This window comes from Pseudomonas sp. Z3-6 (genome assembly GCF_051131985.1).
GTDB classification, from domain to species: Bacteria; Pseudomonadota; Gammaproteobacteria; order Pseudomonadales; family Pseudomonadaceae; genus Aquipseudomonas; species Aquipseudomonas zanjanensis.
On record NZ_CP071644.1, the window covers coordinates 1452396 to 1470718 of the forward strand.

At 62.7% G+C, this 18323-nt stretch carries 16 protein-coding genes; 10 read left to right on the forward strand and 6 right to left on the reverse strand.

Features of this window, described 5'->3' with window-relative positions; all coding sequences use genetic code 11:
- Window positions 1–42 precede the first annotated feature (42 nt).
- Entirely contained in the window at window positions 43–1917 is a 1875-nt protein-coding gene (locus J3P88_RS06590; protein WP_434574480.1) for a putative bifunctional diguanylate cyclase/phosphodiesterase, read from the reverse strand.
- Entirely contained in the window at window positions 1914–4205 is a 2292-nt protein-coding gene (locus J3P88_RS06595) for a GGDEF/EAL domain-containing response regulator (protein ID WP_434574481.1), read from the reverse strand. Before J3P88_RS06595 ends, J3P88_RS06590 begins: the two co-directional genes overlap by 4 nt.
- A gap of 228 nt (window positions 4206–4433) precedes the next feature.
- Here J3P88_RS06595 and J3P88_RS06600 point away from each other — a divergent pair, with 228 nt between their 5' ends.
- From J3P88_RS06600 to J3P88_RS06615, 4 genes are all read left to right on the forward strand, one after another.
- Window positions 4434–5801: an HD domain-containing phosphohydrolase gene (locus tag J3P88_RS06600; protein WP_434574482.1), complete on the forward strand. Its 1368-nt coding sequence runs from the start codon at window positions 4434–4436 to the stop codon at window positions 5799–5801.
- A gap of 216 nt (window positions 5802–6017) precedes the next feature.
- Window positions 6018–6434, forward strand: a complete 417-nt coding sequence (locus tag J3P88_RS06605; protein ID WP_434574483.1) for an NUDIX hydrolase — start codon at window positions 6018–6020, stop codon at window positions 6432–6434.
- A 24-nt stretch (window positions 6435–6458) separates the two neighbouring features.
- The gene (locus tag J3P88_RS06610; RefSeq protein ID WP_186709917.1) at window positions 6459–7097 is read left to right on the forward strand and encodes a LysE family translocator; all 639 of its coding nucleotides are present in this window, start codon (window positions 6459–6461) and stop codon (window positions 7095–7097) included.
- Complete coding sequence (locus J3P88_RS06615; protein ID WP_434574484.1) at window positions 7094–7591, forward strand: GNAT family N-acetyltransferase; 498 nt, start codon at window positions 7094–7096, stop codon at window positions 7589–7591. Before J3P88_RS06610 ends, J3P88_RS06615 begins: the two co-directional genes overlap by 4 nt.
- Before the next feature lie 128 nt (window positions 7592–7719).
- On the opposite strand, the gene metR is transcribed toward J3P88_RS06615, so the two are convergent.
- On the reverse strand, window positions 7720–8637 hold the full coding sequence (gene metR, locus J3P88_RS06620; protein ID WP_053124730.1) for a transcriptional regulator MetR: 918 nt from the start codon (window positions 8635–8637) through the stop codon (window positions 7720–7722).
- A gap of 109 nt (window positions 8638–8746) precedes the next feature.
- Here metR and metE point away from each other — a divergent pair, with 109 nt between their 5' ends.
- The gene (gene metE / locus J3P88_RS06625; protein ID WP_434574485.1) at window positions 8747–11059 is read left to right on the forward strand and encodes a 5-methyltetrahydropteroyltriglutamate--homocysteine S-methyltransferase; all 2313 of its coding nucleotides are present in this window, start codon (window positions 8747–8749) and stop codon (window positions 11057–11059) included.
- Between the two features lie 307 nt (window positions 11060–11366).
- Window positions 11367–12386, forward strand: coding sequence for an alpha/beta fold hydrolase (locus J3P88_RS06630; protein WP_434574486.1), 1020 nt, complete (start codon window positions 11367–11369; stop codon window positions 12384–12386).
- A 193-nt stretch (window positions 12387–12579) separates the two neighbouring features.
- Here the strand turns inward: J3P88_RS06630 and J3P88_RS06635 are convergent, their stop codons facing one another.
- Entirely contained in the window at window positions 12580–13461 is an 882-nt protein-coding gene (locus tag J3P88_RS06635; RefSeq protein ID WP_434574487.1) for a LysR substrate-binding domain-containing protein, read from the reverse strand.
- A 158-nt stretch (window positions 13462–13619) separates the two neighbouring features.
- On the opposite strand from J3P88_RS06635, the gene J3P88_RS06640 reads away from it, so the two are divergent.
- Window positions 13620–15251, forward strand: a complete 1632-nt coding sequence (locus J3P88_RS06640) for a 5-guanidino-2-oxopentanoate decarboxylase (protein ID WP_434576370.1) — start codon at window positions 13620–13622, stop codon at window positions 15249–15251.
- A gap of 141 nt (window positions 15252–15392) precedes the next feature.
- Here the strand turns inward: J3P88_RS06640 and J3P88_RS06645 are convergent, their stop codons facing one another.
- A complete protein-coding gene (locus tag J3P88_RS06645) occupies window positions 15393–16322 on the reverse strand; it encodes an AraC family transcriptional regulator (RefSeq protein ID WP_186706400.1) in 930 nt (309 codons plus the stop codon).
- 112 nt (window positions 16323–16434) lie between these two features.
- On the opposite strand from J3P88_RS06645, the gene J3P88_RS06650 reads away from it, so the two are divergent.
- From J3P88_RS06650 to J3P88_RS06660, 3 genes are read left to right on the forward strand one after another with little or no spacing between them, the layout of a single operon-like run.
- Window positions 16435–16596, forward strand: a complete 162-nt coding sequence (locus tag J3P88_RS06650) for a hypothetical protein (RefSeq protein WP_186706399.1) — start codon at window positions 16435–16437, stop codon at window positions 16594–16596.
- Window positions 16597–16649: 53 nt separating this feature from the next.
- Window positions 16650–17003: a putative quinol monooxygenase gene (locus tag J3P88_RS06655; protein WP_053124710.1), complete on the forward strand. Its 354-nt coding sequence runs from the start codon at window positions 16650–16652 to the stop codon at window positions 17001–17003.
- A 43-nt stretch (window positions 17004–17046) separates the two neighbouring features.
- Window positions 17047–17280 (forward strand): hypothetical protein, encoded by a 234-nt coding sequence (locus J3P88_RS06660; protein WP_186706398.1) that lies wholly within the window; start codon window positions 17047–17049, stop codon window positions 17278–17280.
- A 163-nt stretch (window positions 17281–17443) separates the two neighbouring features.
- Here the strand turns inward: J3P88_RS06660 and J3P88_RS06665 are convergent, their stop codons facing one another.
- Window positions 17444–18064, reverse strand: coding sequence for a flavin reductase family protein (locus J3P88_RS06665; protein WP_186706397.1), 621 nt, complete (start codon window positions 18062–18064; stop codon window positions 17444–17446).
- Between the last annotated feature and the right edge of the window lie 259 nt (window positions 18065–18323).

The window sequence follows — 18323 nt, forward strand, 5'->3', positions numbered from 1 at the left end:
GGGATGCTTTCCTTGAAACGTTGGTTGAGGACACTCCGGTGTTCACGAAAACGGGTTCTGGCGTTTTTCCCATTCGGTCATCCAGTCGGCAAAGGCCTGTGGTTCGACGGCCTTGCTGAAGTAATAACCTTGGACTTCCTCGCATTGGTGCTGCTTGAGAAATTCAAGCTGCTCAAGGGTTTCCACCCCTTCGGCGATGATGTGCAGATTCAGGCTCTTGCCCAGGCTGATGATGGTGCTCACCAGCTTGGCATCGTTGCTGTCGATGCTCAGGTCACCAACGAACGACTGGTCGATCTTCAGCACATCCACCGGAAATTTCTGCAAGTAGCTCAGGCTCGAATAGCCGGTGCCGAAGTCATCGATGGCCAGGCGTATCCCCAGCTGCTTGATGGCCTTGAGGATGGCGACCGTGGTATCGACGTTCTGCATCAGTACGCTTTCGGTGATCTCCAGTTCTAACTGTGTCGGTTCCAGGCCGGTTTCCTTGAGGGTGCGGGCGATGCCTTCGACGAAGCCGCGCTGGCGAAAGTCGATGGCCGAGACGTTCACCGACAGGCACAACGGCCGCATGCCCTCGGCTTGCCAGCGACAGGCCTGCTGGCAGGCTTCCTGGAGCACCCATTGGCTCAGCGGGACGATCAGGCCGCTGTCCTCGGCCACCGGAATGAAATGCGAGGGATAGACCAGGCCATGATCCGGTCTGTTCCAGCGTACCAGCGCCTCGACGCCGACCACCTTGCCGCTCTTGAGGTCGAGCTTGGGCTGGTAATGCAGCACGAATTCCTTGCGTTGCAGGCCCAGGCGCAGGCCCGATTCGATGGTCTGCTGCTGCCGGGCCCGGCGGTTCATGTCTTCAGTGAAGAAACGGTAGTCGTTGGGGCCGGTCTCCTTGACGTTGCGCATCGCCGTCTCGGCTTTCTTGATCAGCGCCACGGCGTCGAAACCGTCGGTCGGGTAGACGCTGATGCCCAGGCTCGCGGTGACGCTCAGGTCATGGCCATCGATGGGCTGCGGGGTGTGGATGGCCGCCAGCAGTTTGTCGGCCACGCCTTTGATCTGCTGCGGATCGACAATGTCCCCCAGCACCACGACGAATTCATCGGAGCCGTAGCGAAACACCGAGTCGGACTCGCGCACCACGGTTGCCAACGTCCGCGCCACGCGCTTGAGCATCTCATCGCCCACCGGATGGCCCAGCGCGTTATTGATGCGCTTGAAGCGGTCCAGGCCGAGGAACATCACCGCCAGTTGCCGGTCGTGCCGACGGCACTGGGCCATGGCTTGGGTCAGGCGGTCGCCGAGCAACATGCTGTTGGGCAACTCGGTGAGCACGTCGTATTGCAGCAGGTGAGACACCTTGAGCAATTCCTGGACGCGCTCTTCGATCGTGCGTTCCAGGCTGCGCATTTTCCTCGCCGCATCCTGGGCCAGTTGCCATTTCCAGGTCATGGCGCTGGCCATCTGGCGGATTTCCAGGGTGTCGAAGGGTTTCTTGAGGATCAGCAACTGATCGTCGAACTCGATCCGTTCGGACATGGTTTCCCAGGAGTAATCCGAGAAGGCCGTGCACAGGGCGATTTGCAGCCGTGGGTCGGCCTTCCACAGCGCCTCGATGGTTTGCAGGCCGTCCCAGCCCGGCGGCATGCGCATGTCGGCGAACACCAGCGCATAGGGCTGGCCTTCGGCCTGCGCGCGCTTGACCAGTTCCAGCGCCTCCTCGCCCTGGTAGGCCGAGTCGATCTGGAACTGCAGCCGGCTGACCTGCGGGGTGCCGAACAGCAGGCTCTCGGTGTCGTCCAGCGAGTCATCGAGGCCGACGCTGGGGCTGAGGATCTTGCGAAAGTCCTGGTGGATCGCCGGCGTATCGTCCACCACCAGGATTCGCCGGTTGGCAGGTACCGACATGGGGTTCATGGATTGCTCTCCGATAGCTGGCTCGCTGGTCGGGTCCAGTGGTCTGTCGCGGGAATGATGGTGCCGGCCTTGAGCAGTTCGGCGGCCTGGCCGCTGTCGACCACGGTGCTGAAGTAATGCCCCTGGGCCTGCATCGCCCCGCCGCTGGACATCAGCGTGGTGCGTTGCTCCTGGGTCTCGACGCCCTCGGCAATGATCCCGATGCCCACGTCCCGGGCAAAGTTGATGATCGCCCGCAAGGTCGTGGCGTTTTCGGGATTATCACTGGCACTGTCCAGGAACCGCTGGGCGAGCTTGAGGTGATTGACCCGGTAGGTCTTGAGGTAGTCGAACGAGGAGTATTCGGTGCCGAAGTCATCGATGGCGATCTGCACACCCAATTCGCAGAGGCGCGGCAGTACGTCGTTGTGGGTCCACTTGGTCTGGGCCAGGGTGGCTTCGGTGACGTCGAAGCGCAGGTCCCAGGGCGCCAGTTCCCAGCGCGCGGTGGTGCGCAGCACGTCGTAGATCAGTTCCGGGCCGGTCTTGAGCTGGGTCAGGGACAGGTCGATGGCGATCACCGGCGGCGCCATGCCCTGGTCGCGCCATTGGCGCATTTGCTGGCAGGCCTGGTCCAGCACCCAATGCCCCAGGCCAATGATGATCCCGGTCTTCTCGGCGGCGGGCATGAAGGCCGCCGGTTCCAGCCAGCCCCGTTCGGGGTGGTTCCAGCGCACTTGTACGCCCATGCCGAGGATCTTGCCGGTGCCGAGGTCGACTTCCGGCAGGTAGTGCAAGTGCAGTTCGTGGTTTTCGATGGCTTGGCGCAGGTCGTTGGCGAGGGCGACCCGGTCGGTGACTTCCTGGTTGATTTCCTCGTTGTGGAAGTGGTACTGGTTGCGGCCCTTTTCCTTGGAGCGGTACAGGGCCATGTCGGATTGCGCCATCAGGCTGTCGGCACTCAGGCTCTGTGGGGTGTACAGGGCGATGCCGATGCTCACCGAGATCCGCACGTCGTTGCCGTCCAGGGAGTACGGCGCCACGAGGGCGTCGCGGATCTTGCCCGCCAGCGCGGCGCAGTGGGTCGCTTCATGGACGTCCAGTTGCAGCAGGGCGAATTCGTCGCCGCCCAGGCGCGCCACCACGTCGTTTTCCCGGGTACAGGCCTTGATGCGCACGGCGACTTCCTGCAACAGCAGGTCGCCGATGGGATGGCCCAGGGTATCGTTGATACGTTTGAAGTGGTCCAGGTCCAGGTAGAACATGGCAAACGGCGCCGCCCCGCGACGCGCGGCGGCAAAGGCCTGGTGCAAGCGCTCGATCATGGTGGCGCGGTTGGCCAGCCCGGTCAGGCCGTCGGTGCGGGCGAGCAGGGCGATCTTTTCTTCGGCCAGCTTGCGTTCGGTGATGTCGAGGATGATGCCTTCCACCTCCAGCAACAGACCCTGGTCGTTGCGCACCGGGATGTAGCGGTTCTCCACCCAGCGGAACGTGTCGTCGCCGGTGCGCATGCGAAACTCGATGGACGCCCCCACGGTGTCACGGTCGAGGACGCGCACCATGGCCTCCTGGACTTTGGACTGGTCATCGGCATGGATCAGGGTTTCTGCCCAGTCCGGCGAGTTGATCAGTTGCGCCGCGGAATGACCGAACTTGGTGATGTTATGGGAGATGTACATCAACGCGAACGGCGGTTCGCCCCGCAAGCGATAGAGGATGGTCGGGCTGTTCTGCACGATGATATTGGCGTCGGCCAACTCTCGGGTGCGTTCCTCGACCGCTCGTTCGAGCATGTCCATTTTCAGCGCTGCGTCTTCGGTCATCTGCCATTTGACGGTCAAGGCGCTGGCCATCTGGCGGATCTCGATGGCGTCGAAGGGTTTTTTCAGGATGAGCAGGCGGTCGCCCAGTTCCAGGCGCTCGGAAATATCTTCCCAGGAATAATCCGAGTACGCGGTGCACAACGCCACTTGCAGCTTGGGGTCGGCGCGCCATAGCCGTTCGATGGTTTCCAGGCCGTCCCAGCCCGGTGGCATGCGCATGTCGATGAACGCCATGGCGTAGGGTTGCCCTTGGGCCAGCGCCGCTTCGACCTTGTTCAAGGCCTCCATGCCCTGGAACGCCGAGTCGAGCACGAAACTCGTGCCGGCGACCGCCACCGGCGCGCCGAACAGGGCTTCTTCGGCGCTGCTCAAGTTATCTTCGGCGCTCATCTGCGGGCTGAGGATCTTGCGAAAATCCTCATGGATGGTCGGGGTGTCGTCGACGATCAGGATCCGCCGATTGGTTTTATCCAAAGGCAGGCTCATGGCCGTGCACCGTTTTGATGCGGACTATAGAACCTTGGGAACATCTGCTATCCCTTTCGCTGGCATGAGTATTCGGCCTATACATGGCCCTTCATGGGGTACAGCATAGTCGTCTGATCGGGATGCGCTCGGCCACTGATGGCAAATGTGTCTAAATCTTCGCAATCTACTAGCCTGTTTTTTGGGGCTAAGGTAGAACGGTTGTCGTGAATCAGGAGGGGGTTGCAAATGGAAGGTCAATCGCCGGATGTTCCGGTAAAGAAGCCGACGGTGCTGCTGGTCGATGACGAAGAGTCGATTCTCAACAGCCTGCGTCGGCTATTGCGCAGCCAGCCGTACGAGATCCTGCTGGCAGACAGTGGCGCCAAGGCGCTGGAAATTCTCAAGGAGCGCCCGGTCGACCTGGTGATGACCGACGCGCGCATGCCGAACATGGATGGCGCCACGCTGCTGGCCGAAATCCGCAAGTTGTATCCATCGACCTTGCGCATCCTGCTCACCGGTTATGCCGATGTGGACATGATGACCAAGGCCATCAACGAGGGGCAGCTTTATCGCTACCTCAGCAAGCCGTGGAACGATGAGGAGTTGGTGCAGGCCTTGCGCCAGGCCCTGGCCCACCAGCACTCCGAAAGCGAGCGCCAGCGCCTCGAAGCGCTGAACCGCGAGCAGAACCAGCAACTCAAGACCCTGAACGCCACCCTGGAAAAACGCGTGGCGTCGCGCACCTCCGAGCTGCAGCAGACCGCCGACATGCTTGACCTGGCTTATGACGAGCTCAAGCGCAGCTATGTGACCAGCACCGAGGTGTTTTCGCTGATCGCCAACCTGCGCCTGCCCAAGGCCAAGCAGACCAACCGGCAGATCATCGAGCTGATCCGCGTCTATAGCCGGCTCAATTTTCTCGATGAGTCCACCGACCGCGACCTGACCATGGCGGCGGCGCTCTACAACATCGGCAAGCTGAGCTGGACCGACAACATGATGGTCACGCCCGCCGACATGCTGCACCACACCGAACTGGAGCTGTACCGCGCCTATCCGAAGCAGAGCGAATCGCTGCTGATGACCCTGGACCCGATGAAGGACGCGGCGCGGATCATCCGCCATCACCAGGAGCGCTGGGACGGCAGCGGTTTTCCCGAGCACCTTCGGGGCGAGGCCATTCCGTTCGGTTCGCGGCTGTTGAAGCTGGCGGTGGATTTCATCGAGCTGCAGCGTGGGTTGATCCTGGAGCGGCAGATGAACAGCGACGAAGCGCTGGTCTACATCCGCAAATACGCCGGCAAGCTGTACGACCCGGACATGATCGAGGATTTCATCAAGGCCTGTGCCGAATACCTGGAAGACGTGACCTTGTCGGATCCGACGGTGCAAGTCTCCGCCACTCGCGAGTTGACTGCAGGGATGATCCTGGCGCGCAACCTCAATGCTGACAACGGCATGTTGCTGCTCAACGCCGGCAAGGTCCTGAGCGGCCCGTTGATCGAAAAACTCATTGCCTTCGAAGCGATGGAAGGCGCGCGGTACAGCGTGTTCGTCAAGAAGCCGGAAGAGGAGGCCGACCCTTCGGCGCCGAAGCCGATTTTGGGGTGAGCGGGCTCTGAGTCACAACGCAAAACCCCTGTGGGAGCGGGCTTGCTCGCGAAGGCGGAGTATCAGTCACAAATTTATTGACTGACGCTCCGCCTTCGCGAGCAAGCCCGCTCCCACAGGGGATGTGGGTTGGTTTTGAAATCGGGCCGGGCTTTGCTCCCACCGCCACGCGCTGTAATCTGCCCGCCATTTCCCCAGTCTAGGTTTCTATCACCCATGACCACCCCCCTCATCCGCATCGCCGCCGCCCTGCTGCTCGGGCCGGACGGGCGAACCCTGCTGGTGCGCAAGCGCGGCACCCGGGCCTTCATGCAGCCGGGCGGCAAGATCGAGGCCCATGAACAACCGGTGCAGGCGCTGGCCCGTGAGCTGGAAGAAGAGCTTGGACTGCGGATCGACCCGGCCCAGGCCCGCCACTTGGGCGTGTTCAGCGCACCGGCGGCCAACGAGCCGGGGTTCACCGTGCAGGCCGAGGTGTTTTTGCTGAGCATCGACGCTGCGGTTTCGCCAGCGGCCGAAATCGAAGAGGTGTGCTGGATCGATCCGGCCGGCGACAGCGATCTGGTGCTGGCACCGTTGACAGGCGAGGTGATCCTGCCGTTTTATCGAGCTACACTGCTCGCCCCCTGCTGATTCACATTTCAAGGACCGATGCCCATGATTCCATTGCCAGATCTGCTGATTTTCGCCGCCGCCGCGTTGCTGATGGTGCTGACGCCCGGCCCGAACATGATCTACCTGATCTCCCGTTCGATCTGCCAGGGCCGCAAGGCTGGCGTTACGTCCTTGTTGGGCGTGGTGGCGGGTTTCTTCGTGCACATGTTCGCTGCCGCGGCGGGGCTGACGGCGGTGTTCCTGGCGGTGCCCATGGCCTATGAAGTATTGAAATGGGCCGGTGCGCTGTACCTGTTGTGGCTGGCCTGGCAGGCCGTGAAGCCGGGTGCGCGCTCGCCCTTCGAGGCCCAGCAACTGCCGGCAGACTCGACGCGCAAGCTGATCACCATGGGCTTTCTCACCAGCGCGCTGAATCCCAAGATCGCGGTGTTCTATCTGTCGGTGTTCCCGCAGTTCATCAGCCCGGAACACGGTTCGCTGTTCACCCAGAGCCTCATCCTCGGGCTGACCCAAATCAGCGTCAGTTTCAGCGTCAACCTGCTGATCGCCCTGTTCGCCGCCGGCATCGCCTCGTGGTTCGTCCATAACCCGAGCTGGCTGGCGGTGCAGCGCTATGTCATGGGATTTGTCCTCGGTGCCCTGGCCCTGCGCCTGATGCTCGAGCAGCGGCGTTCGGCGTGAGCATCCGACGCCTGCGGGCTGGCGATGCCGATGCCTATCGCGAGCTGATGCTCCAGGCGTATGCCTTGCACCCCCAGGCCTTCACCTCCAGCGTCAGCGAGCGGGCGATGTTGCCCATCAACTGGTGGGAGTCACGCCTGGGCAGTCGGCTCGATGTACTGTTGGGGGCGTTTGTCGAACAAGAACTGGTCGGCATCGTCGGCCTGGCCCTGGAGCCCCGGGAAAAAGCCCGACACAAGGCGCTGCTGTTCGGCATGTACGTCGCCGACGAACATCGCCATCGCGGGCTCGGCCACCAACTGGTGCAGGCCACCCTCGACGAAGCCCGGCGCCACACCTTCCTGCGCCTGGTGCAACTGACCGTCACCGCTGGCAACGAGCCGGCGCTCAAGCTCTACCAGCGCTGCGGTTTCGTCTTGTACGGCCTCGAGCCGATGGCGATCCGGGTGGACGACGAATACCTCGATAAAATCCATATGTGGCTAGAACTTTGATCGAACCACTGATTTGAGTGATGGAGCTTTTGTGGCGAGGGAGCTTGCTCCCGCTGGACTGCGCAGCAGACCCGTTTTGTGGCCGCTTCGCGCCCAAGCGGGAGCAAGCTCCCTCGCCACAAAAGCAGTCAGCGCACGGCACTGACACCGTCGAGGGTGGAAAACGACGTGTCCTTGGCCGTCAGTAAGAAATCGCGCATGTATGGCGCGTCGAGCATGTCGGTGCGCACCGCTGCGTACAGCGTGGCGAACAAGCCTTTCTCCCCCAGCCGCTTGGCTTTCACATAGCCCCGTGAGCTGTATTCATGCAGCGCCCAGTGCGGCATGCCGCACACGCCACGGCCGCTGGCCACCAGTTGCATCATCATCACCGTCAGCTCGGACGTGCGCACCTGGGCCGGTTCGATGTCGGCCGGTTCCAGGAAGCGGGTGAAGATGTCCAACCGATCTCGCTCCACGGGATAGGTGATCAGGGTCTCGCTGACCAAGTCCTCGGGCACGATGTAGGGCTTGCCCGCCAACCGATGTTGGTTGGCGACGGCAAGCATCGCTTCATAGGTGAACAGCGGCACGTAGGTAATGCCGGCCAGTTCCAGCGGGTCGGAGGTCACCACCAGGTCAAGGTCGCCTCGGGCCAGGGCCGGCAACGGCGCGAAAGCGAAGCCCGAGGCCAGGTCCAGCTCGACTTCCGGCCAGGCATCGCGGAACTGGTCGATGGTCGGCATCAGCCACTGGAAGCAGCTGTGGCACTCGATAGCCATGTGCAGGCGCCCGGCGGTGCCGCCCGCCAGCCGCGCGATGTCCCGTTCAGCACTGCGCAGCAGTGGCAGGGCGGCATCGGCCAGTTGCAACAGGCGCAGGCCGGCGCTGGTGAAGCGTACTGGCTTGGTCTTGCGCACGAACAACTGCATGCCCAGGCGCTCTTCCAATTCCTTGAACTGATGGGAGAGGGCGGACTGGGTCAGGTGCAGGCGTTCGGCGGCTTCGACCAGGCTGTCGGCTTCGCGCAGGGCGTGCAGGGTCTTGAGGTGACGGAGTTCAAGCACCGGAGTAGCTCCATGAGTAAAACTTGTGATCAACACGAAAAGGTTGAGTTTGTCTCATGCAGGTCGGGTTGTCGACAATGGCGCCATCTTTTACAGGAGGACGCACACCATGGCCCTGGCCCACACCCTCGGTTTCCCCCGCATCGGCGCCGACCGCGAATTGAAAAAAGCCCTCGAGGCCTACTGGAAGGGCGACCTGGCCCCGGTAGCGTTGCAGGCCGTAGGCCGTGAACTGCGGGCCCGGCACTGGCAACTGCAAAAGGACGCCGGCATCGACCTGCTGCCCGTCGGCGACTTCGCCTGGTACGACCAAGTGCTTAGCCACACGTTGACCCTGGGCGCCGTCCCGCAGCGTTTCCACAGCACCTTGAATGCCCAGGGACGACCGACCCTCGACACCTTGTTCGCCATGGCCCGTGGCGCCACGGCCAGTTGCTGCGGTGCCGACCACGGCCAGGCGCAATACGCCCAGGAGCTGACCAAGTGGTTCGACACCAACTACCACTACCTGGTCCCGGAGTTTTCCGCCGACCAGGCCTTCGCCCTGAGCTGGGAACAGTTGTTTGACGAAGTGGACGAGGCCCATGCCTTGGGCCACCGGGTCAAACCGGTGATCATCGGCCCGTTGACCTACTTGTGGCTGGGCAAGGCCAAGGGCGAGGCGTTTGACAAACTCGACCTGCTGGAGCGCCTGCTGCCGGTCTATGGTGAAATCCTCAACCGCCTCAAGGCCCAGGGCGTGGAATGGGTGCAGATCGACGAACCGATCCTCACCCTCGACCTGCCTCAGGCCTGGAAGAGCGCCTTCGAGCGCGCTTATCACATCCTCCAATACTCGCCGTTGAAAAAACTCGTGGCCACCTATTTCAGTGGCCTGCAAGACAACCTCGGCCTGGCGGTGAGCCTGCCGGTGGACGGCTTGCACATCGACGCGGTACGTGACCCGGAACAACTGGGCCAGGTGCTGGACCGCCTGCCGACGTACAAGATTCTCTCGGTGGGCCTGGTCAACGGTCGCAACGTCTGGCGCTGCGAACTGGAACAGGCGCTGGCGCACTTGCAGCCGGCCCAGGAGCGCTTTGGCGACAACCTCTGGGTCAGCACCTCGTGCTCGCTGCTGCACAGCCCGGTGGATCTGGAGCGTGAAGATCGGCTCGATCCGGAACTCAAAAGCTGGCTCGCCTTTGCCGTGCAGAAGTGCGGTGAAGTCGCGGTGCTGCGCGATGCGCTGAACGATCCCCTGGCCCCCGCCGTGCGACAGGCCTTGAGCGACAGCCGCGCGGTGCAGGCCCGCCGCGCCGGCTCGGCGCGTATTCACAAAGCCGAGGTCCAGGCGCGCCTCGCAGCGATCAGTCCACAGGACAGCCAGCGGCGCTCGCCGTTTGCCCAGCGCATCGAACGCCAGCGCGCACGCCTGGCGCTGCCGACCTTTCCCACCACCACTATCGGCTCCTTCCCGCAGACCCCGGCCATCCGCCTGGCGCGCCAGGCCTACAAACAAGGCAAATTGTCGGCCAACGACTATCAGGACGCCATGCACACCGAGATCCGCCATGCCGTGCAGATCCAGGAGCGCCTGGGCCTGGACGTGCTGGTGCACGGTGAAGCCGAACGCAACGACATGGTGGAGTACTTCGCCGAGCAACTGGACGGCTATGCCTTCACCCGTTTCGGCTGGGTGCAGAGTTATGGCTCGCGGTGTGTGAAGCCGGCGATCATCTACGGCGATATCAGCCGCCCGAAAGCCATGACCGTCGACTGGATCCGTTACGCGCAAAGCCTGACCGACAAGGTCATGAAAGGCATGCTCACCGGGCCCGTGACCATGCTGATGTGGTCGTTCCCCCGCGAAGACGTGTCGCGCCAGGTCCAGGCCCGGCAACTGGCCCTGGCCCTGCGGGACGAAGTGTTGGACTTGGAAAAAGCCGGGATCAAGATTGTGCAGATCGACGAAGCGGCGTTCCGCGAGGGGTTGCCGTTGCGTCGCGGGGAATGGCAGGCCTACCTGGATTGGGCCGTGGAGGCTTTCCGCTTGTGCGCCTCGGGCGTGGCGGATGACACCCAGATCCATACCCACATGTGCTACAGCGAGTTCAATGATGTGATCAAGGCCATCGCCGACATGGACGCCGATGTGATCACCATCGAAACCTCCCGTTCGGACATGGAATTGCTGGAAGCTTTCGAGGCGTTCGACTACCCGAACGACATCGGCCCGGGCGTCTACGACATCCACTCGCCACGGGTGCCGGACACCGCCGAGATGGTTGCGCTGATGAGCAAGGCGGTGAAACGGATCGCTGCCGAGCGGCTGTGGATCAACCCCGACTGCGGGCTGAAGACTCGGGGCTGGCCAGAAACGGAAGCGGCGCTGGTGAACATGGTGGCGGCGGCGCGGCAGTTGCGTAGCCAGTTGGCCTGAGATCCGGATGTAGTAGGCGAGCGCCAATTTCTGGCAAGGGCGCTTTTTTTTGTGGCGAGGGAGCTTGCTCCCGCTGGACCGCGAAGCGGTCCCAAAAGGCCTCAACCTCAACATAAGATCAAGGCATGAAATGTTGGGGCTGCTACGCAGCCCAGCGGGAGCAAGCTCCCTCGCCACAGAATCACCACATGGCTTCAGATAACCACTCGGCAATCTTCATCAAACTGTCACGCAACTGTGGCAGCGCGCTTGAACAAACTTCATCAGACTCGCGCTCTACTGGGGTTCTGCGTTTTGGTGTTTCTTCATGCGTGTATTCATTTTCCTGGCCGTGCTGTTGTTCGGCCTGCCGTCGATGGCGGCGTCTCGTTGTGATGTCAATGTTGCAACTCAACATGTCGACCTGGATCAGGTCAGCCTGGCTTACCAAAGCATTGGCCGTGCCTCGGATCCTGCCTTGCTGTTGGTGATGGGCCTGGGCGGGCAACTGATCCATTGGCCGGACGAAGTGGTGGTCGCCCTGTGTGAGCAGGGTTTCCGGGTGATTCGCTACGACAACCGCGATGTTGGCCTGTCCACCTGGCGTCAGGCGCCCGGCAGCGCCAACCTGACTTTTGAAGCCCTGCGCTACAAACTCGGCTTGCCCGTGGCCGCGCCGTATACCCTGACGGACATGGCCGACGACGGGCTGGGGCTGATGGATGCCTTGCAGGTGCAGCGCTTCCATGTGCTGGGCGCGAGCATGGGCGGGATGATCGCCCAGCACATGGCCGCCATGGCGCCTGAGCGGGTTGAAAGCCTGACCCTGATCATGACCAGTTCCAGTGCCGCCGGCTTGCCCGCGCCCAGCGAAAGACTGGTGCAGCTGTTGTCCCGGCGTGGTGCGCCGAATCGCGAAATGGCCCTTGAACAGCAAGCCGATCTGCTGGCCGCGTTGGGCAGCCCGGTGGTGATGGACGATCGCCAGGCCTTGCTGCATCAGGCCGCCGTGGCTTATGACCGGGCCTTCAATCCTGAAGGCGTGAAGCGCCAGATCATGGCGATCATGGCCGAGCCGAGCCGGGTGGCCCTGCTCAATCAACTGCGGGTGCCGACCCTGGTCGTCCACGGCACCGCCGACCCTTTGCTGCCGGTGATGCACGGCGTGCACTTGGCGGCGCACATCCAAGGCAGCCAACTGAAACTGATCCCGGGCCTGGCCCATCGCTTCCAGGACGCGTTCAAGGCGCCCTTGCTGGGGGCAGTGCTGCCGTACCTGCAGCAACACCGTGAAGACACTTCGCACTGGGCGCAGATCGAGCCGGCGCAGGCGCCGAATCTGCTTTGATGGAACACTTTTTCTAAGGTCCTGCCCGGCTTTTGTGGCGAGGGAGCTTGCTCCCGCTGGGCCGGTCCGACGCTTCGGGCGCAGCAGCCCCAACATTTCATGCCTTGATCTATTTTGAGGTTGAAACATTTTGGGACCGCTTCGCGCTCCAGCAGGAGCAAGCTCCCTCGCCACAAAAGCACCTTGCGAGCATTCAACGTGTTTGAGCCTGCTCCACCAACCACCCCATCAATGCCTGCAATGGCCCCGAGGCCTGGGGCTTGCGCGGGTGCACCAGGTGATAGCCCAGGCCGGTCTTGACCTTCAGCTCGAACGGTATCACCAGTCGGCCGGCGCTCAGGTCGTCGCCGATCAGCGACCAGTCGCCAATCGCCACGCCAGTGCCCTGGGAGGCCATGGACATTGCCAGGTCCAGGGTTTCGAAGTGCTGGCCCTTGCTGACATTGCTTAAATGCACATCGGCCGCCGCCAGCCAGGCGTTCCAGTCGCGCTGGTCAAGGGCCGGGTGCAACAGCAGGTGGTGTTGCAGGTCGGCGGGATCATGCAACGGCACCAGGCCTTCCAGGACCGGGCGCGAGCACACGGGCGTCAGTTGCTCATCGAACAGGTGCAGGCACGCCAGCGAGGTGTCCGGCGGCGGGCCATAGACCACCGCGGCGTCGAAGGCTTCACGCTGGAAATCCACGCCGTGCCTGACGGTAGTGGTCAGCTCCACCGGCACGTCCGGCCGTTCCTTTTGCCACTGCAACAGACGCGGCAACAACCAGCGCATCACGCAGGTCGGGGCCTTGAGCCGCAGGACCTGGCGCTTCTCGCCGATCTGCTCGACCGCTTCGTCGATCAGGCTGAACACCTGCTGCACCCGTGGCAGCCAGGCCTGGCCCTCGGCGGTCAGGCTCAGGCCGCGCGCCTGGCGCCGGAACAGCGCATAACCCAAATGATCTTCCAGCCCGGCGATCTGCCGGCTCACCGCGCCCTGGGTGATGTGCAGCTGTTCGGCGGCCCGGGTGAAGTTGCAACATTGGGCCGTGATCAGAAACGTGTGCAGCGCTGGCAACGGGGGGAGTCGTTTCATTTCGATCCAGCCATGACGTGAGGACATGGCTAGTATGACTTTTTATCCATTGTTGGCGCCATGCCCGGACCGTTCCAATAACCCCATTCCCAAGACAGGAAAGGGGCCGCCGCCTGCGCTGCGCGGCCCTTTATCCGACCAGAAGAAAGGCAATGGCAATGGCGACGTGCGGCGAAGTATTGGTCAAGTTACTTGAAGGTTATGGCGTGGAGCAGGTGTTCGGCATTCCCGGCGTGCATACCGTCGAGTTGTACCGCGGGCTGGCCCGTTCGAGCATCCGCCATGTGACGCCGCGGCATGAGCAGGGCGCAGGCTTCATGGCCGACGGTTACGCCCGCGTCAGTGGTAAGCCCGGCGTGTGTTTCATCATCACCGGCCCGGGCATGACCAATATCACCACCGCCATGGGCCAGGCCTATGCCGATTCGATCCCGATGCTGGTGATCTCCAGCGTGCAGTCGCGCAGCCAGTTGGGCGGCGGCCGCGGCAAGCTGCATGAACTGCCGAACCAGTCTGCGTTGGTAGGCGGTGTCGCGGCGTTTTCCCACACGCTGATGTCCGCCGCCGAGTTGCCCGGCGTGCTGGCCCGGGCGTTCGCGGTGTTCCAGGCCGGGCGCCCACGGCCGGTGCACATTGAAATCCCGCTGGATGTGCTGGTCGAAGACGCCGATGCCTGGCTGGCCAGCGTGCCAGTGAATATCAGCCGCGCCGGTGCCGCACCCCATGCGGTCAAACAAGTGGCTGGCCTGCTGGCGACGGCTCGACGGCCTTTGATCCTGGCCGGTGGCGGGGCCATCGACGCCGCGGCCGAATTGACCGAGTTGGCCGAACGCCTCGGCGCACCCGTGGCGTTGACCATCAATGCCAAGGGCCTGCTGCCGGCGCGCCATCCGTTGTTGATCGGCTCCACCCAGAGCCTGGTGGCGACCCGTGCCTTGGTGGCCGAAGCGGACGTGGTGCTGGCCATCGGCACCGAATTGGCCGAGACCGACTACGACATTACCTTCGCCGGCGGCTTCGAAATTCCCGGTGCGCTGTTGCGTATCGACATCGACCCGGACCAGACCGTGCGCAACTACCCGCCGCACCTGGCCTTGGTGGCCGACGCCCGCATCGCGGCCCGGGCCGTGCTCGACGAATTGGGCCGGCAACCCTTGGCTGAACGCCACGCCGATTGGGGACCGGCGCGTGCCGCCCGGTTGCGCGCCGAGCTTCAAGGCAGTTGGGACGCCGCGACCCGGGCCCAGACGGTATTTCTCGACACAGTCTTGCAGACGCTACCGGAGGCGGTGTTCGTCGGCGATTCCACGCAACCGGTGTACACCGGCAACCTGACCTTCAACCTGGAACAGCCGCGCCGCTGGTTCAACTCCTCCACCGGCTACGGCACCCTCGGCTACGCATTGCCGGCGGCCATCGGTGCCTGGCTCGGCGGCAAGGACCTGGGCCACGGCCGCCCGGCGGTGGTGTGCCTGATCGGCGACGGTGGGTTGCAGTTCACCCTGCCGGAACTGGCCAGTGCCGTGGAAGCGCGCACGCCCGTGATCGTGTTGCTGTGGAATAACCAGGGTTACGAGGAGATCAAGAAATACATGGTCAACCGCGCCATTGAGCCGGTGGGGGTGGACATCTACACCCCGAATTTCATCGGTGTTGCCAAGGCGTTGGGCTGTTTTGCCGAGGCCAACGATGATGTGCCGTCGCTGAGGGCCGCGTTGCTGGCGGCGCGTGAGCGGCAGGGGCCGACGTTGATTGAGATCGATCAGGCGCGCTGGAAACCGACGAGTTGAGTCGCAACGACTGGCCTCTTCGCGAGCAAGCCCGCTCCCACAGGGGATCTGTGGTGATGACAGATGTTGTGTTCACCGCAAATCAAATGTGGGAGCGGGCTTGCTCGCGAAGGGGCCGGCAAGGGCTGCACAAACCTCAGATCAAACAGTCATCCGCAACCGCGCCAGATCCCTTAGCGGCGGCGCGCCGAACAACCGGCTGTACTCGCGGCTGAACTGCGAAGGACTTTCGTAACCCACCCGATACCCCGCCGCCGAAGCTTCCAGCCCTTCGGCCAGCATCAGTCGGCGGGCTTCCTGCAAGCGCAGTTGCTTCTGGTATTGCAGCGGGCTCATGGCGGTCATGGCCTTGAAGCGGTGATGCAGGGTCGAGACGCTGAGGTTCACTTCCCGGGCTAGGTCATCGATGCGCAACGGCTGTTCGAAATGACCGTTGAGCCATTTGATCGCCTGGCTGATGCGGTGGCTCTGACTGTTGGCGATAGCGATTTCATACAACCGATAGCCCTGCGGGCTGCGCAACAGGCGATAGAGGATTTCCCGGCGCACCAGGGGCGCGAGCATGGCGATGTCTTTCGGCGTGTCGAGCAGCCGTGCCAGGCGCAGGACGGCGTCGAGCATCGGCGTGTCCAGCCGTTCGACATACAGCCCACGCCCGGCGGGGCGGGTCGGCACGCCCAAGGGGCCGGCGTCGGCGATCAACGCGGTGATTTCCGTCGGGTCGATGTCCAGGCGCAAGGCCAGGACCGGCAGTCCGGCGGAAACGTCGGTGATGCATCCGCTGAGTGGCATCGAGACCGAGACCACCAGGTAATGCAGCGGGTCGTACTGGAACGACTCATCCGCCAGGCACACCTGTTTGCTGCCCTGGGCCATGATGCACAGCGCCGGTTGCGCCAGCACCGGGGCGAATCGATGAGGCTGGCTGTGCCGCGACAGGTTCAGCGAGCCGATGGCCGTGGCGTAGCTGCCGTCTTCGCTGGTGTTGCGGTCAATGATCGACGCCAGTTCGGCGCGCTGTTGTTCCAGGTACGTGTCCAGCGGGACGTGGGCGTGATCGAGTGGCGACATGCCGGAATCCTCAGGCAATAGGGAGCAATGGACAAAGCTTATGTTTGTGCAAGGCGCAGCGGTAGCCACATCCTGTTGAAAGCTTGCCTGATCCTGCACGGCGCAATGGGCCATGACGGTGCAACGCTGCCGAAACTTGCTTGAAACCTTTTGTTTCAACTTCCCGGGTTGCCAGCGGATCGTTGGCGGATTTTGTGCGGCCGATGCGCAGGATCGTGCAATGGGTCGGCAGGAATCGACTAACGAAGCTGGCGGCGCGGCGCTTAACCTTTGATCCTGTCGCAGCCTGTCCCCGGCTGCACAACGGATTACCTGGGAGGGTTGAACATGACTACACACATCCCCGTCAGCCACATGGCTTTTGTCCGGGCCCGCGGCGGTTGCTCCAAGCAATTGGGTGCGCGCCTGAGCACGCTGATCGCACCTTCGCGCCAGGCGCCCGGTTGCCTGCACTTTGCCTTGCAGCAATCGCAATGCGACGCTGATTTGTGGCTGGTGTCCGGGCTCTGGGTCAATCAGCCGTCCATGGACGCTTACTTCAATTCGCCGGCCATGGCGATTTTCGCCGAGCTGGTGCAAGACCTGGTGGTGAGCAGCCTGGATTTCCATACCTTCAGGGAAGTCTCCGCCGCCCAGGCGACCGAAGGGTGCCGGGCACAGGTACACAAACTGGCGGGTTGAAGGTTTAATGGCGGTCATTTTCCACCGCCAGGATGCACAAGACATGGCACGTAAAGCCTTTGAAACCTTTGAAGCTGTTTCTGCTGTTGTTCCCAAGGAGGGCGGTGGTTACCACGCCGCCATAGCCACCAAGGCCATCGGCGGCTCAGGTGCGCCGCGCTTCAACAAGGTGCTTGAAGAGCAGACCTTCGAGACCGCCGTCAAAGCCGATGAAGCGGCAGCCCTGCAGCTGACCCACCTCAAGGGTGTCGATGACGAGGGCGGGTTGGTCTGGTAAATCAGCATTGATGGGAATGCTTTTGTGGCGAGGGAGCTTGCTCCCGCTGGGCTGCGCAGCGGCCCCTTTTTTGGTGGGCGCTGCGCACCCAAGCGGGAGCAAGCTCCCTCGCCACACACACCTTCATTTCAAGTGAGCGGTGTTGTTTGCAGGATTTTATCGTTTACTTCGGGCGATGCATCTTGAACAACGCCTCAGGCCCCAATTGGAAATAATCCGCCGGCCCGCCACCGCGCAAGATCGGCTCGGCGGCGGCGGTGTCGTACACCCCATCCTTCAACAGCCACTGGGCGATATGCACGGCGACGACTTCGCCGAGGATCAGCCAGCTCGGCACCCGCTCCTTGTCCGCCCGCTGCAATTGAATGATCTGCGTGACCTTGCATTCGAAGGACACCGGGCTTTCGGCGACGCGCGGTACCTGGATCACCCGTGACGGGGCCGCCGTCAGACCCGCGAGTTCGAACTCATTGACCTCGGGCGCGACCATCGCGCAGCTCTGGTTCATCTGCTCGGCCAGCGGGCGAGTGGCCAGGTTCCAGGCGAATTCACCGGTCTGTTCGATGTTGTTCAGGCTGTCTTTGCGCCCGACGCTGGAGAAACCAATGATCGGCGGCACGTAGTTGAAGGCGTTGAAAAAACTGTAGGGCGCCAGGTTCAGGCGGCCTTCGCCATCCTGGGATGAAATCCAGCCAATGGGCCGTGGGCCGACGATGGCGTTGAACGGATCGTGGGGCAGGCCGTGGCCGTTGGCGGGTTCGTAGAAGTGGATGTCATCGGGCATCGGGCCGGGTCCTGAATGGGTTGAAAACGAAGGGATAGTGCAAGGGTTGGTGAGTTATTTCCAGCCGAGCAAGCAAAACCTGAGCGCCCGATACCTTTGTGGGAGCGAGCCTGCTCGCGATAGCTGTCTATGACGCGCAACCGTTGCCGCGTCTGATGATGTCATCGCGAGCAGGCTCGCTCCCACATTAGTTCTTCAGTGTTTTTCACTTTGTGCTCGGCTTGAGGCTGCCCGTTTTCCTGTGATCCAAAAACAACTA